Genomic DNA, 15,538 nt, shown 5'->3' with positions numbered 1-15,538 from the left:
CCGTCCGGCCCGCGGACCCGCCTCATTACGCTGGGTCCATGTACACGAACGACGAGGAACGGCCCGTCACGCTCGACCGGCGTGACGGGCCGTTCGGCGAGGTCGCCCTGCGGCGCACCGGCGGGCGCTACGAGATCATCGCCAACGGCACCTTCCTGATGGACACCTCCGACGGCCGCTCGGAGCGGCTGCTCGTCGACGCGGCGCTGGACGCGCTGCCGGCGGACCGGGCGGACCTGTCGGTGCTGATCGGCGGACTCGGGGTGGGTTTCTCGCTCGCGCGGGCGGCGGCCGAACCGCGGTGGACGCGCATCGCGGTGGCCGAGCGGGAGCGGGCGGTGGTCGACTGGCACCGCTCGGGACCGCTGGGCGCCTTCTCCGAGCACGCGCTGGAGGACCCGCGGGTCAGCGTGGTCGAGGGCGATCTGGTGGCGTACGTCCGGAACGCGGACGTGACGTACGACGCACTGTGCCTGGACATCGACAACGGCCCGGACTGGACGGTCACCGAGGGCAACGGGGGGCTGTACGGTCCGGCGGGCCTCGCGGCCTGCGGGGAGCGGCTCGAACCCGGTGGCGTACTGGCGGTATGGTCGGCGCAGCCGTCCGCCGCGTTCGAGGACGCACTGCGGTCGGCGCGGTTCACGCAGGTCCGGACCATCGAGATCCCGGTGAATCGGGGCGTTCCGGATGTCGTGCACCTGGCAATCAAACCCGCATAGCCGCGGCGTCGTCCCGCCCCGTACGCTGCAGCGCAACGCAAACGACCATGGGGGACCCCACATGGACAGCACACAGCCGACGACGGCCGACGCCGCAGCGGTGGCGGCCACCCCCGGTGCGCAGCGCCGCGTGCTGGTGGTGGAGGACGACGCCACGATCGCCGACGCCATCGCGGTACGCCTGCGGGCCGAGGGCTTCCAGGTCCGCACCGCGGGCGACGGTCCCGCCGCCGTGGAGACCGCCGCCTCCTGGCAGCCCGACCTCCTCGTCCTCGACGTCATGCTCCCCGGGTACGACGGCCTGGAGGTCTGCCGCCGCGTGCAGGCCTCACGTCCGGTCCCGGTGCTGATGCTGACCGCCCGGGACGACGAGACCGACATGCTGGTCGGGCTCGGCGTGGGCGCCGACGACTACATGACCAAGCCCTTCTCGCTGCGCGAGCTGGTCGCCCGGGTCCATGTGCTGCTGCGCCGCGTGGAGCGCGCCACGATCGCCGCACGCGACCCGCGCGGCGCCAACATGCAGCTCGGCGACCTGGAGATCGACAACGCCCAGCGCCGGGTCCGGGTCCGGGGTGCCGACGTGCACCTCACCCCGACCGAGTTCGACCTGCTGGTCTGCCTGGCACAGCAGCCGCGCGCGGTGCTCTCCCGGGAGCAGCTGCTCGCCGAGGTGTGGGACTGGGCGGACGCCTCCGGCACCCGCACCGTCGACAGCCACGTCAAGGCACTGCGGCGGAAGATCGGCGCGGAACGCATCCGTACCGTGCACGGGGTCGGCTACGCGCTCGAGACGCCCACGCCGTGAGCCCCTACAGCGCGCCGCGCCCGCCGACGCTGCGGGAACGTGTCTGGGCCGCGCTGAGGCCGTACGACCCCTTCCGGTCGATCAAGGCGGCGCTGCAGTACCTGGTGCTCGCCTCGGTGCTCATCACCACGGGCCTGATCTTCGTGGCGATGCACTCCGCGACCGAGATCCGGATCATCACGATCTTCTCGATCATCGCCTCACTGCTGATCTCGCAACTGGTGGCGCACGGGCTGACCGCGCCGCTGCGTGAGATGACCTCGGTCGCCGGTGCCATGGCGCGCGGCGACTACAGCCGGCGGGTCACGGCCGTGCGCCGCGACGAGGTCGGCGAGCTGGCCGAGACCTTCAACCGGATGGCCGCCGACCTGGAGGCCGTCGACCAGCACCGCAAGGAGCTGGTGGCGAATGTCTCGCACGAGCTGCGCACCCCGATCGCGGCACTGCGCGCGGTCCTGGAGAACGTCGTGGACGGGGTCTGCGAGGCCGACCCGGAGACCATGCGCACCGCGCTGCAGCAGGCGGAGCGGCTGAGCCTGCTCGTCGCCCACCTGCTGGACCTCTCCCGCCTGGACAACGGCATCGTGCCGCTGGACGCCAAGCGTTTCGAGGTCTGGCCCTACCTGTCGGCGGTGATCAAGACCGCCGGGCTCGGCCTGCAGGACTCCCAGGCGCCCGCCGGGCGGGCGCGCAAGGACGTCCACCTCCACCTGGACGTCTCGCCGCCGGAGCTGACCGCGTACGCGGACGCCGAGCGGCTGCACCAGGTGGTCGCCAACCTGATCGACAACGCCGTCAAGCACAGCCCGCCCAGCGGCCGGGTCACCGTCCGCGCCCGCCGCGGCACCGGCCCAGGCAGCCTCGACCTGGAGGTCCTGGACGAGGGCCCGGGCATACCGGAGGCCGAGCGCACCCGCGTCTTCGAGCGGTTCAACCGCGGCACCGCGGGACCGGGCGACGGCGGGACGGGGCTCGGGCTGGCGATCGCGCGCTGGGCGGTGGATCTCCACGGCGGACGTATCGCGGTCGCGGAATCCCCCCGCGGCTGCCGGATCCGCGTCACCCTCCCGGGTACCGCCCCGGCGTCGGCTTGACGCTCCAGCCTGGGCGGATGTTGCCAGAGGCAACCGGACCAGTCGATTCAGCACCTCATTCCCGCCAAACTCCGCGCCGAAACCGCCTTTCCGATGTGACTTAGGCGACGACTGGCCTCCCCGCCTGCAGGAAACGCTCGGGTAGGCGTAGCCTTTATTTCCGCTGTCCATCACCTTGTGAAGCGGAAGAGGGCGGTTGCCGCCGTGTCGCCACACCCCAATAGCTCGAGCTCCCCCGACCTCCGGTCGGGCGGTACCCCCGGGACCGAAACCGATGGGCAGGGCCAGGGCCCTGCCGCGGGCTTCGGGCCCAACGAGTGGCTTGTCGATGAGATCTACCAGCAGTACCTCCAGGACCCGAACTCGGTGGACCGAGCCTGGTGGGACTTCTTCGCCGATTACAAGCCGGGAGCGGATACGGGTTCCGCAGTCGCCTCGGGCCAGCCTCAGGCGGCCCCCGCAGCGCCGCCGGCCGCTCCGGCCGCACCCGCTGCTCCCGCTCCGGCCGCGGCGCCCGTGACGCCCGCCGCCGCGCCGGCCCCGGCCGCCGCCCAGGCCCCCGCCGCCGCGCCGGCCCCGGCCCCCGCGCCGGTCGCGCCCGTCGCCCCGGCCCCCGCGAAGCCCGTCGCCGAGAAGCCCACTCCGGCGCAGCCGCAGCCGACGGCCAAGGCCGCCCCGGCCACCGAGGCTGCCCAGGGACCGGAGTACGTGACGCTGCGCGGCCCGTCCGCGGCCGTGGCGAAGAACATGAACGCCTCGCTGGAGCTGCCCACGGCCACGTCCGTGCGTGCCATCCCGGTGAAGCTGCTGTTCGACAACCGCATCGTCATCAACAACCACCTCAAGCGCGCCCGCGGCGGCAAGGTCTCCTTCACCCACATCATCGGCTACGCCATGGTGCAGGCGCTGAAGATCATGCCGGCGATGAACTGGTCGTTCGCGGAGAAGGACGGCAAGCCGACGCTGGTCAAGCCCGACCACGTCAACCTGGGCCTGGCCATCGACCTGGTCAAGCCCAACGGCGACCGCCAGCTGGTCGTCGCGGCCATCAAGAAGGCCGAGACCCTCAACTTCTTCGAGTTCTGGCAGGCCTACGAGGACATCGTCCGCCGCGCCCGCGTCGGCAAGCTGACGATGGACGACTTCTCCGGCGTCACCGTCTCGCTGACCAACCCCGGCGGCATCGGCACCGTCCACTCCGTGCCGCGCCTGATGCCCGGCCAGTCGGTGATCCTCGGCGTCGGCTCGATGGACTACCCCGCCGAGTTCCAGGGCACCTCCCAGGACACCCTGAACAAGCTGGGCATCTCCAAGGTCATGACGCTGACCAGCACCTACGACCACCGGGTCATCCAGGGTGCGGCGTCCGGCGAGTTCCTGCGCATCATGAACCAGCTCCTGCTGGGCGAGAACAACTTCTTCGACGACATCTTCAAGGCGCTGCGCATCCCCTACGAGCCGGTCCGCTGGCTCAAGGACATCGACGCCAGCCACGACGACGACGTCACCAAGGCCGCCCGCGTCTTCGAGCTGATCCACGCCTACCGGGTCCGCGGCCACGTCATGGCCGACACCGACCCGCTGGAGTACAAGCAGCGCAAGCACCCCGACCTGGACATCACCGAGCACGGGCTCACCCTGTGGGACCTGGAGCGCGACTTCGCGGTCGGCGGCTTCGCCGGCAAGTCGCTGATGAAGCTGCGCGACATCCTCGGCGTGCTGCGCGACTCGTACTGCCGCACCGTCGGCATCGAGTTCATGCACATCCAGGATCCGCTGCAGCGCAAGTGGATCCAGGACCGGGTCGAGCGCCAGCACACCAAGCCCGAGCGCGACGAGCAACTGCGCATCCTGCGCCGCCTCAACGCCGCCGAGGCCTTCGAGACCTTCCTGCAGACCAAGTACGTCGGCCAGAAGCGCTTCTCCCTGGAGGGCGGCGAGTCCGTCATCCCGCTGCTCGACGCCGTCATCGACGCGGCCGCCGAGTCGCGTCTGGACGAGGTCGTCATCGGCATGGCCCACCGCGGCCGCCTCAACGTGCTCGCCAACATCGTCGGCAAGTCGTACGCGCAGATCTTCCGCGAGTTCGAGGGCAACCTCGACCCGAAGTCGATGCACGGCTCCGGCGACGTGAAGTACCACCTGGGCGCCGAGGGCACCTTCACGGGCCTGGACGGCGAGCAGATCAAGGTCTCGCTGGCCGCCAACCCCTCGCACCTGGAGGCGGTCGACCCGATCGTCGAGGGCATCGCCCGCGCCAAGCAGGACGTCATCGGCAAGGGCGGCACGGACTTCACCGTCATGCCGGTCGTGCTCCACGGCGACGCGGCCTTCGCCGGCCAGGGCGTCGTGGCGGAGACCCTGAACATGTCGCAGCTGCGCGGCTACCGCACCGGCGGCACCGTGCACGTGGTGATCAACAACCAGGTCGGCTTCACCGCCGCCCCGGAGTCCTCGCGCTCGTCGATGTACAGCACCGACGTCGCGCGCATGATCGAGGCGCCGATCTTCCACGTGAACGGCGACGACCCGGAGGCCGTGGTCCGCGTCGCGCGGCTCGCCTTCGAGTTCCGCCAGGCGTTCAACAAGGACGTCGTCATCGACCTCATCTGCTACCGCCGCCGCGGTCACAACGAGGCCGACAACCCGTCCTTCACCCAGCCGCTGATGTACGACCTGATCGACAAGAAGCGCTCGGTGCGCAAGCTCTACACCGAGTCCCTCATCGGTCGCGGCGACATCACCCTGGAAGAGGCCGAGCAGGTCCTGCAGGACTACCAGGGCCAGCTGGAGAAGGTCTTCACCGAGGTCCGCGAGGCGACCGCGCCGGCCGCCGCGCAGCAGGAGGAGACCCAGGCCACCGGTCCGGAGTTCCCCGTCCCGGTGGACACCGCGATCAGCCAGGAGACCGTGAAGCGGATCGCCGCCTCGCAGGTCAACATCCCCGAGCGGATCACCGTCCACCCCCGTCTGATGCCGCAGCTGCAGCGCCGCGCGGCCATGGTCGAGGACGACACGATCGACTGGGCCATGGGCGAGACCCTCGCCATCGGCTCCCTGCTGATGGAGGGCACCCCGGTCCGCCTCGCCGGCCAGGACTCCCGCCGCGGCACCTTCGGCCAGCGGCACGCCGTCCTGGTCGACCGGGAGACCGGCGAGGACTACACCCCGCTGCTCTACCTGTCCGAGGACCAGGCGCGCTACAACGTCTACGACTCGCTGCTCAGCGAGTACGCGGCGATGGGCTTCGAGTACGGCTACTCGCTGGCCCGCCCGGACGCGCTGGTCGCCTGGGAGGCCCAGTTCGGCGACTTCGTCAACGGCGCCCAGACCGTCGTCGACGAGTTCGTCTCCTCGGCCGAGCAGAAGTGGGGCCAGACCTCCGGCGTCACCCTCCTGCTGCCGCACGGCTACGAGGGCCAGGGCCCGGACCACTCCTCCGCCCGCATCGAGCGCTTCCTGCAGCTGTGCGCGCAGAACAACATGACGGTCGCGGTCCCCACCACTCCGGCGAACTACTTCCACCTCCTGCGGTGGCAGGTCCACAACCCGCACCACAAGCCGCTCATCGTCTTCACCCCGAAGTCGATGCTGCGCCTGAAGGCGGCGACCTCGAGGACGGAGGAGTTCACCTCCGGCCGGTTCCAGCCGGTCATCGGCGACAGCACGGTCAAGCCCGAGGACGTCCGCAAGGTCGTCTTCTGCTCCGGCAAGGTCTACTACGACCTCGTCGCCGAGCGGGAGAAGCGCGGTGCCTACGACACCGCCCTCATCCGCATCGAGCGCCTCTACCCGCTGCCGGGCCTGGAGATCCAGGCCGCCCTGGCCCCGTTCACCAAGGCCCAGAAGTACGTCTGGGCCCAGGACGAGCCAGCCAACCAGGGTGCCTGGCCCTTCATCGCCCTCAACCTGATCGACCACCTCGACCTGGTGCTCGGCGCCGCTCCTGACAACGCCGACCGGCTGCGTCGCGTGTCGCGTCCGTCCTCCTCGTCGCCGGCGGTCGGTTCCGCCAAGCGGCACCAGCAGGAGCAGGAGCAGCTGGTGCGTGAGGTCTTCGAGCTCTGACGCACTACTGAGCGCCACCACGCGAAGGGGCCCCGCACTGCGCGAGCGCGAGTGCGGGGCCCCTTCGCGTACGCGGGCCCGCGGGAGGGGGAGCCACGGGCCGGAGCGCCGGGAGTACTTATCCTGGCCTGGTACGTCATTTTTCGACCCTGATCCGGAGCACCCCTTGTACTTCACCGACCGCGGCATCGAGGAGCTGGAGAACCGGCGCGGCCAGGAGGAGGTCACCTTCGAGTGGCTGGCCGAGCGGCTGCGGGAGTTCGTCGACCTCAACCCGGAGTTCGAGATCCCGGTGGAGCGGCTGGCGACCTGGCTGGCCCGGCTGGACGACGACGAGGACGAGTAGCCGCCGGTGGCGGGACCGGGGGTCTCGGGCGTGGAAGGCGCCGGTCTGCCGTCGGCCGGCGTGACCTCGACCGTACGGGCCGCGTCCCCGGGCAGCCCGATCTCCCATGCGGGAGGCCCGCACGGGACGGACCTCGCGTGACGAAGGGTGGCCGTGGCCGACCTCGGCGGTGCCCCTCGCACCCGGGTGGAGTTCCACGGCGTCAGTACCGGGGGCGGCCTGCCCTGGTCGTCCCTCGCGGTGAGGGTCGCGGCGCCGTGCAGTGCGCGGAGGGCGCCCGGGGTGCCGGCCGCCTCGACCCGTGCGACCGCCGGCCGCGACGCGTTCGCGTGGACGCCTGCGGCCGGGAAGCGCACGGCGGTCGTGCCGGCCGTGCGGGCGCTCACCCGGGCCGCCGAGGGGCTCACCCCGGCGGCGGGCTCGCCGGTCCCGGCAGGGGTTCCCCAGGCGGCGAGGGCGGGCCCCGTGCGGAGGGTGGCCACGGTGGCCGTGCGAAGGCGCACGGGGAACCGAGCGCAAACACCGCCCGTCGCCCCCGTACGGCCGGTCGCGGCGCGCGCGAGGCGGTCTCCCGCGTGCGGGACCCACCCGTATGCCGCGCGGCCGCCCGCCGGGAGACGGAGTATCCGCCGGAAGCCGCCACCGGCAGCCGCGCGGCGCTCCCTTGACTTCCGATCCACGCGATATATCGTGTCTATCGAGAGACGCGATATGTTGCGTTGTCGGCGTCGTAGGCGTTGTCGGCCTTGCCCCGGGGTGCCCGGGTGAACCCCAAGGAGGGGCGTAATGAGCGGAACCCCCGGCTCACGGGAGTGGACGGTCACCGAGCCGCACAAGATGGTCTTCGACGGAAACGTCGACACCCTTCACGTCCGGGTGGTCAATGGCGCCGTCAACGTGGTCGGCGTCGACGAGGGCCCGGCCCGCCTGGAGGTGAGCGAGCTCGACGGCCCGCCGCTGATCGTGTCGCACGAGGGCGGCACGCTCACCGTCACCTACGAGGACCTGCCCTGGAAGGGCCTGCTCAAGTGGCTGGACCGCAAGGGCTGGCGGCGGCACGCCGTCGTCTCGCTCGCGGTGCCGCAGCGCACCAACGTGTCCGTCGGGGTGGTCGGGGCGAACGCCGTGATCTCCGGGATCTCGGACCGCACCGCCGTGAGGGGGGTCAACGGCGACATCACGCTGGTCGGCCAGGCCGGCCCGGTGACCGCCGAGACCGTCGCGGGGAACGTGGAGGCCCAGGCGGTCTCCGGCGACCTGCGGGTCAACACCGTCTCGGGCGACCTGACCGTGGTCGAGGGCAGCGGCGCCACCGTCAAGGCCGACTCGGTCAGCGGCAACATGGTCCTCGACCTGGACCCGCGCAGCGGCGCCGACGTCCGTCTGACCTCCGTCTCGGGGGAGATCGCGATCCGCATCCCCGACCCCGGGGACGCCGAGGTGGACGCCAACACCACCAGCGGCGACGTCTCCTGCGCCTTCGACGAACTGCGGGTCAGCGGGCAGTGGGGGGCCAAGCGGATCTCCGGCCGGATGGGGTCCGGCGGCTCCCGGCTGAAGGCCACCACGGTGTCGGGCGCGATCGCGCTGCTGCGCCGCCCTCCCCAGGACGACCACGGATCCGCGGACGCGGATCCGTTCCGGAAGGACGTCTGAGATGGCCCCCGTCTTCGCACACGGCCGCCTCCGCCTGTACCTCCTCAAGCTGCTGGACGAGGCCCCCCGACACGGCTACGAGGTGATCCGGCTGCTGGAGGAGCGCTTCCACGGCCTCTACGCCCCCTCCGCCGGCACCGTCTACCCGCGGCTGGCCAAGCTGGAGAAGGAGGGCCTGGTCACCCACTCCACCGAGGGCGGCCGCAAGGTGTACTCGATCACCGACGCGGGCCGCGCCGAACTCGCCTCCCGCAGCGACGAGATCGCCGACCTGGAGAACGAGATCCGCGACTCCGTCTCCACGCTCGCCGCCGAGATCCGCGAGGACGTCCGCGGCGCCGCCGGCGACCTGCGGCGCGAGATCAGGGCGGCCGCCCAGCAGGCGGCGCGCACCCAGCCGAAGTCCTCCCCTTCGGACTGGAAGGAGCAGATGCGCCGCTCCAAGGAGGAGATCCGGCAGGCCCGCGAGGAGGCCCGCACCGCCAAGCGCGCCGCGCGGGAGGCCCAGGACGCCGCCCGGGTCGAGATGCAGCGCATCGCACGCCGCGTCCAGGAGGAGGTCCAGGACCACGTCCGGCGCGGCGACTGGCAGACCGGCGTCCGCGAAGGACTGGCCGAACTCACCCGGGAGCTGGGGCAGTTCGGCCGTACGTCCACCTGGCCGCCGTACGTGAAGCCCGAACCCGCCGAGGCGCCCGAATGGGGCGCGGAGGACGCCGCCGTGACCGAGGACCCGGCCCGCGACCTGGAACGTCTGCTGGACCGCTTCCGCGACGACGTCCGCGACGCCGCCCGCGACAACGGCGTGGACGCCGAGCAGCTGCGCGAGGTCCGCCGCCATCTGTCCACGGCGGCGGCCCACATCGGCGTCGTGCTGCGCGGCGGGCGCAAGGACCGCGAATAGGCCCTGCCCACGGCCTCGTCCCCCGACGTGTCCGGGCCCCCGCCCGCCGGCGGAAGCCCGGACACGCCCGGTCCGCGGCGGAGGGCGTAGGGAGTTCCCCGATGCAGTTCCCCGATGCCGCGGCACCCGTGCCCTGGCAGGCTCTCCGATGCGACGGCGCCGGCGCGCGGCCGGTGGAGGTCGCGCGTCCCCCGCGGCGCCTGCCCGACGCACCGTCACCGTCGGCCGTGACGCGGCGTGGAACCGGTGGCACCACCCCCGGCACCGCGGGCGCCGTCCGTCCTGGCCGGTCCGATGACCCGCTTCACGGTGACGGTCGGGGACGTCCCGGGTGGCCGCGTGGTCCTGGTCCTCCCAACGGCCACAGGTCCGGGGCCCGCTGTGGGGATGCCCCGAACCGTTCTCCGGACCGCGCCGGGCCTCAGACGGTCAGGACGACCTTCCCGAACAGGTCGCCGCCCGCCATCTTCTCGAAGCCCTCGCGGGCGCGGTCCAGCGGCAGCACGGTGTCGATGACCGGACGCACCCCCGTGACCGCGCAGAAGCTCAGCAGGTCCTCCAGTTCGTCCTTGGTGCCCATGGTCGAGCCGACGACCTTGAGTTCCAGGAAGAAGATCCGGTTCAGCTCGGCGGCCTTCGGGTCGGGACCGGAGGTGGCGCCGGAGATCACCAGCGTGCCGCCGGGACGCAGCGACTTGACCGAGTGGGACCAGGTCGCGGCGCCGACGGTCTCGATGACCGCGTCCACCCGCCGCGGCAGCCGGGCGCCCGGTTCGAAGGCGGCGTCGGCGCCGAGGTCCTCGGCGCGCTTGCGCTTGGCCTCGTCGCGGCTGGTGGCGAAGACCCGCAGGCCCGCGGCCTTGGCCAGCACGATGGCCGCCGTGGCGACACCGCCGCCGGCGCCCTGGACCAGGACGGAGTCGCCCGGGCGCACGCCGGCGCCTGTGAAGAGCATCCGGTAGGCGGTCAGCCAGGCCGTGGGCAGGCAGGCGGCCTCCTCGAAGGAGAGCTCCTTCGGCTTGGGCAGCAGGTTCCAGGTGGGCACGGAGACCTTCTCGGCGAAGGTGCCCTGGTACCTCTCGGTGAGGATGCTGCGCGGCTCGTCGGGGCCCACGCCGTGCCCGCTCAGGCCGACGACGGGGTAGACGACGACCTCGTTGCCGTGCTCGTCGATCCCGGCGGCGTCGCAGCCGAGGATCATCGGCAGGCTCTCCTCGCCGAGCCCCACCCCGCGCAGCGACCACAGGTCGTGGTGGTTGAGGGAGGCGGCCTTGACGGTGACGGTACTCCAGCCGGGCCGTGCCTCCGGCTCGGGGCGCTCCCCGAGTTCGAGGCCGCTCAGCGGCTGGTCGCGGTCGATGCGGGCGGCGTAGGCAGCGAACATGACCTTGACGCTAGCGCCGCGCGGTGCCCCGGCGTAACCGCGCGGGGATGTGACACGCGCCGCGTGGCGTGGTGCCCCCGGCCGGCGGGCAGCACGCCACGCGGCGGCGTGGTCTGCGGGCGTACGGCGCTCAGCGCCGGGCGACGCCCTCGGCCCGGGCGGCCGCGGCCACGGCGGCGGAGACCGCGGGGGCCACGCGCTCGTCGAAGGGCGAGGGGATCACGCAGTCGGCGGACAGCTCACCGTCCACGACCGCGGCCAGCGCCTCGGCGGCGGCGATCTTCATGCCCTCGGTGATGCGGGAGGCCCGCACCTGCAGCGCGCCCGAGAAGATGCCCGGGAAGGCGAGCACGTTGTTGATCTGGTTCGGGAAGTCGCTGCGCCCGGTGGCGACGACGGCCGCGTACTTGTGCGCCACCTCGGGGTGGATCTCCGGCGTGGGGTTGGCCATCGCGAAGATGAAGCAGCCCTTGGCCATGGTGGCGACGGCCTCCTCGGGCACGGTGCCGCCCGAGACACCGATGAAGACGTCCGCGCCCGCGAGCGCCTGCTCCAGCGTCCCGGTGAGCCCGGCCCGGTTGGTGTAGGTGGTGAGCTCGCGCTTGGCGGAGTTCAGGTCCTCGCGGCCCGCGTGCACCACGCCCTTGCGGTCGGTGACGGCGACGTCGCCGATGCCGGCCTCGACGAGGATCTTGGCGATGGCGACACCCGCGGCGCCGGCCCCGGAGATCACCGCGCGCAGCTCGCCCAGCACGCGGCCGGTGAGCCGGGTGGCGTTGCGCAGCGCGGCGAGGGTGACGACGGCGGTGCCGTGCTGGTCGTCGTGGAAGACGGGGATGTCCAGGCGCTCCTGGAGCTTGCGCTCGATCTCGAAGCAGCGGGGGGCGGAGATGTCCTCCAGGTTCACCCCGCCGAAGGAGGGGGCGAGGCGCACGACGGTGTCGACGATCTCGTCCACGTCGGTGGTGGCCAGCGCGATCGGGACCGCGTCCACGCCGCCGAACTGCTTGAAGAGGATCGCCTTGCCCTCCATCACCGGCAGGGACGCCTCCGGGCCGATGTCACCGAGGCCCAGCACCGCCGTGCCGTCCGTGACCACGGCCACGACCTGGGACTTCCACGTGTAGTCGTGGACCAGCTCGGGGTGCTCGGCGATGGCGGTGCACACCCGGGCGACGCCCGGCGTGTAGGCGAGCGACAGGTCGTCGGCGTTCCGCACCGGAACGGTGGCGGTCACCTCCATCTTGCCGCCGCGGTGGAGGGCGAACACCGGGTCCACGGGGCTTTCCGGGCCGTCGCTGTCGGCGCTCTCCGCGTGGTCGGCGCCGTCGGTGCTTTCGCTGCTGTCGGTGCGAGGATTCACGATCTCCGCTGCCACTGTTGACCCCTTTGTCCGAATTGTCTATGAGGGTACTACCCCCTACAACAGGGGATAGGTGGGCTCGGCTTCCGTACACCCGGACTCGAGTGGTCCCGGGCGAGACGGAGGCCAGGCGCGCCGCACGCACGCCGAGGGGCCCCCGGTGAGGGGTAAGGGTCCGTTGTACCGGAAGACGGTTTCCGCTGACGAGTCTGTTCGCCGCACCGCGGCGTCGCACATCGGGAACTTCTGCGCACAACGCAACAAGTCGTCCGAATAGCGGGACAAGGAAAGTGATGCACGCAACTTCGCGGCACGGCCCCAGCACGGTCCGGCCTTGGTGTACCGGCCTGGTGGGGGGCCAGGGGATCGCCCGTTATGCGATTTTGACACATCCGGACACCCATGAGGACGTGTCCGGATGGCAAGATGCGGAGATCACACGCGTACGCGACCACCGAACGTGTGCACCCGGAAGATCGGCTGCTCCCAGGATTCCCCGCAGGAGGAACCACCCATGACCGCACGTACCACCCGTCGCTCGACCGTGACGAACCGCTTCGCCGCGGTCGCAGCGATCGCGGTCGCCGGCGCCCTCGTCCTCACCGGCTGCGGCGACCAGACGGACAAGGGCGGTTCCCCGTCCGCGTCGAGCGACGCCTCCAAGGCGCCCCTCTTCGAGAAGCTGCCGAAGTCGGTGCAGTCCGCGGGCGTGCTCAAGGTCGGCTCGGACATCGCGTACCCGCCGGTGGAGTTCGTCAAGGACGGCAAGAACGTCGGCATCGACCCGGACCTGGCCGACGCCATGGCCAAGCAGCTCGGCGTCAAGGTCGAGTTCAACAACGGCACCTTCGACACCCTGCTGACCGGTCTGCGCGCCAAGCGCTACGACATGGTGATGTCCGCGATGAGCGACACCAAGGACCGCCAGGAGGGTGTCGACTCCTCCACGGGCAAGAAGGTCGGCGAGGGCGTCGACTTCGTGGACTACTTCACCGCGGGTTCCTCGATCATCGTGAAGAAGGGCAACCCGGAGGGCGTCACGTCGCTCGCCGACCTGTGCGGCAAGAAGGTCGCCGTGCAGCGCGGCACCACTTCCCAGGACCTGCTCAAGGCCCAGAAGTGCGACAAGCCGATGTCGATCCAGGCCTTCGACACCGACACGGAGGCGCAGACCCGCCTGAAGGCCGGCGGCGTCGTCGCCGACGTCTCCGACTTCCCGGTCGCCGCGTACGCCGTGAAGACCTCCGGTGGCGGCAACGACTTCGAGCTGGCCGGCGAGCAGGTCGAGGCCGGCCCGTACGGCATCGCCGTCGCCAAGAGCAACACCGAGCTGCGCGACGCGCTGCAGGCCGCGCTGACCGCCGTCATCAAGGACGGCTCCTACACCAAGGTCCTGGAGAAGTGGGGCGTCACCGACGGCGCCGTCACCGAGGCCAAGATCAACGGCGGCTCCTGAGTCACGACAGCAAGAGGCTTCCCTCCATGTCCGAAGCGAATGACAAGGTCCCGGCCGGCACCCCGGCCGGGACCCCGCCCGCCGGGGCCTCCCGCCCGGAGGCCATCAAGGCGATCCCCGTACGGCACTATGGCCGCTGGATCTCGGCGATCCTGGTGCTCGCCGTGCTCGGCCTGCTGGTCAACGCTTTCGCCAACGCGAATGTGAACTACGGGGCGATCCCGGACTTCCTGTTCGACTCCGCGGTGCTCAAGGGCCTGCGGAACACGATCGTCATCACCGTGGTCTCGATGGCCCTGGGCCTGGTCCTGGGCATCGTGCTCGCGGTGATGCGGCTGTCGAAGAACCCGGTCACCTCCTCGGTGGCCTGGGGTTACATCTGGTTCTTCCGCGGCACCCCGGTCTACGTCCAGCTGCTGATCTGGTTCAACCTGGCGCTGATCTTCCCGGTCATCAATCTCGGCTTCTACAAGGACGAGATGAACCAGTTCATGACCCCCTTCATGGCCGCGCTGCTGGGCCTGGGTCTGAACGAGGCCGCGTACATGTCCGAGATCGTGCGGGCCGGCATCCAGTCCGTCGACGAGGGCCAGACCGAGGCGTCGCACGCGCTGGGCATGACCCAGGGCCAGAACCTGCGCCGCGTCGTGCTGCCGCAGGCGATGCGGGTGATCGTCCCGCCGACCGGCAACGAGTTCATCAACATGCTGAAGACCTCGTCACTGGCCGCGCAGGCCGCCCAGTACGCCGAGTTGTTGCGCTCCACCACCGACATCGGCAACACCACCGGTGCCACCGTGGAGATGCTCTTCCTCGCCGCGGTCTGGTACCTGGTCCTCACCTCGGTGTTCTCGGTCGGCCAGTACTACCTGGAGCGCCGTTACGCCCGCGGCACGACCCGCAACCTGCCGCCCACCCCGTGGCAGCGGGTCAAGGCCAACCTGGGCACCTTCCGCCGCCCGGAGGTGGCACGATGACCGACTTCAGCAAGGGCACCGGCGCCCACCCGATGGTCAAGGCCGAGGCGGTGCACAAGCACTTCGGCCTGGCCCACATCCTCAAGGGCATCGACCTGGAGGTCGCCCCGCGTGAGGTGTTCTGCCTGATCGGCCCGTCGGGCTCGGGCAAGTCCACCTTCCTGCGGTGCATCAACCACCTGGAGAAGATCAGCGGCGGCCGGCTCTCGGTCGACGGCGAGCTGGTCGGCTACCGGCAGAAGGGCGACAAGCTCTACGAGCTCAAGGACCGTGAGGTCGCCGCCAAGCGCCGCGACATCGGCATGGTCTTCCAGCGCTTCAACCTCTTCCCCCACATGACCGCGATCGAGAACGTGATCGAGGCGCCGGTGCGGGTGAAGAAGGAGGCCAAGGCCGTGGCCCGCGAGCGGGCGCTGGCCCTGCTGGACCGGGTCGGCCTGCGCGACAAGGCCGGGCACTACCCCGCCCAGCTCTCCGGTGGCCAGCAGCAGCGGGTCGCCATCGCCCGCGCGCTGGCGATGGAGCCGAAACTGATGCTCTTCGACGAGCCCACCTCGGCGCTCGACCCGGAGCTGGTCGGCGACGTCCTGGACGTCATGCGGGGCCTGGCGGAGGACGGTATGACGATGATCGTGGTCACCCACGAGATGGGCTTCGCCCGCGAGGTCGGCGACGCCCTGGTCTTCATGGACGACGGCGTCGTGGTCGAGTCCGGCCACCCGCGCGACGTGCTCACCAATCCGCAGCACGACCGCACCAA

General features: G+C 71.2%; 12 protein-coding genes. 10 read left to right on the top strand and 2 right to left on the bottom strand.

From position 1 onward, the window contains the following. Window positions 1-38 precede the first annotated feature (38 nt). The 7 genes from AC3EUJ_RS31465 to AC3EUJ_RS31435 all read left to right on the top strand — a co-directional run bounded on the left by AC3EUJ_RS31465 (window position 39) and on the right by AC3EUJ_RS31435 (window position 9,598). On the top strand, window positions 39-722 hold the full coding sequence (locus AC3EUJ_RS31465) for a spermidine synthase family protein (protein WP_431967387.1): 684 nt from the start codon (window positions 39-41) through the stop codon (window positions 720-722). A 61-nt stretch (window positions 723-783) separates the two neighbouring features. Further along, window positions 784-1,530 (top strand): response regulator transcription factor, encoded by a 747-nt coding sequence (locus AC3EUJ_RS31460; RefSeq protein ID WP_431967385.1) that lies wholly within the window; start codon window positions 784-786, stop codon window positions 1,528-1,530. Then, window positions 1,527-2,624, top strand: a complete 1,098-nt coding sequence (locus tag AC3EUJ_RS31455) for a HAMP domain-containing sensor histidine kinase (RefSeq protein ID WP_431967383.1) — start codon at window positions 1,527-1,529, stop codon at window positions 2,622-2,624. The genes AC3EUJ_RS31460 and AC3EUJ_RS31455 overlap by 4 nt, the downstream gene beginning before the upstream one ends. Window positions 2,625-2,828: 204 nt before the next feature. Further along, window positions 2,829-6,692 (top strand): multifunctional oxoglutarate decarboxylase/oxoglutarate dehydrogenase thiamine pyrophosphate-binding subunit/dihydrolipoyllysine-residue succinyltransferase subunit, encoded by a 3,864-nt coding sequence (locus AC3EUJ_RS31450; RefSeq protein WP_431967381.1) that lies wholly within the window; start codon window positions 2,829-2,831, stop codon window positions 6,690-6,692. Window positions 6,693-6,858: 166 nt separating this feature from the next. Next, a complete protein-coding gene (locus AC3EUJ_RS31445; RefSeq protein ID WP_431967379.1) occupies window positions 6,859-7,038 on the top strand; it encodes a DUF6104 family protein in 180 nt (59 codons plus the stop codon). 786 nt (window positions 7,039-7,824) lie between these two features. After that, window positions 7,825-8,694 carry a DUF4097 family beta strand repeat-containing protein gene (locus AC3EUJ_RS31440; RefSeq protein ID WP_431967377.1) on the top strand — a complete coding sequence of 290 codons (870 nt, stop codon included), beginning with the start codon at window positions 7,825-7,827 and terminating at the stop codon, window positions 8,692-8,694. 1 nt (window position 8,695) lies between these two features. Next, window positions 8,696-9,598, top strand: a complete 903-nt coding sequence (locus tag AC3EUJ_RS31435) for a PadR family transcriptional regulator (protein WP_431967375.1) — start codon at window positions 8,696-8,698, stop codon at window positions 9,596-9,598. Between the two features lie 421 nt (window positions 9,599-10,019). Here AC3EUJ_RS31435 and AC3EUJ_RS31430 read toward each other — a convergent pair whose 3' ends face one another. Both AC3EUJ_RS31430 and AC3EUJ_RS31425 read right to left on the bottom strand, forming a co-directional pair. Next, window positions 10,020-10,982 (bottom strand): zinc-binding dehydrogenase, encoded by a 963-nt coding sequence (locus AC3EUJ_RS31430; RefSeq protein WP_431967373.1) that lies wholly within the window; start codon window positions 10,980-10,982, stop codon window positions 10,020-10,022. A 130-nt stretch (window positions 10,983-11,112) separates the two neighbouring features. Further along, window positions 11,113-12,360 (bottom strand): NAD(P)-dependent malic enzyme, encoded by a 1,248-nt coding sequence (locus AC3EUJ_RS31425; RefSeq protein WP_431967371.1) that lies wholly within the window; start codon window positions 12,358-12,360, stop codon window positions 11,113-11,115. A 499-nt stretch (window positions 12,361-12,859) separates the two neighbouring features. Between AC3EUJ_RS31425 and AC3EUJ_RS31420 the strand changes: the two genes are divergently transcribed. From AC3EUJ_RS31420 to AC3EUJ_RS31410, 3 genes are all read left to right on the top strand, one after another. Next, a complete protein-coding gene (locus AC3EUJ_RS31420; RefSeq protein ID WP_431967369.1) occupies window positions 12,860-13,801 on the top strand; it encodes an ABC transporter substrate-binding protein in 942 nt (313 codons plus the stop codon). A gap of 26 nt (window positions 13,802-13,827) precedes the next feature. Further along, window positions 13,828-14,778, top strand: coding sequence for an amino acid ABC transporter permease (locus tag AC3EUJ_RS31415; protein WP_431967367.1), 951 nt, complete (start codon window positions 13,828-13,830; stop codon window positions 14,776-14,778). Next, on the top strand, window positions 14,775-15,538 hold a 764-nt coding region (locus AC3EUJ_RS31410), incomplete at its 3' end, for an amino acid ABC transporter ATP-binding protein (RefSeq protein WP_431967365.1). The genes AC3EUJ_RS31415 and AC3EUJ_RS31410, both read left to right, overlap by 4 nt.

This window comes from Actinacidiphila sp. bgisy160 (assembly GCF_057707815.1).
This window is presented reverse-complemented; position numbering and strand designations above follow the sequence as displayed.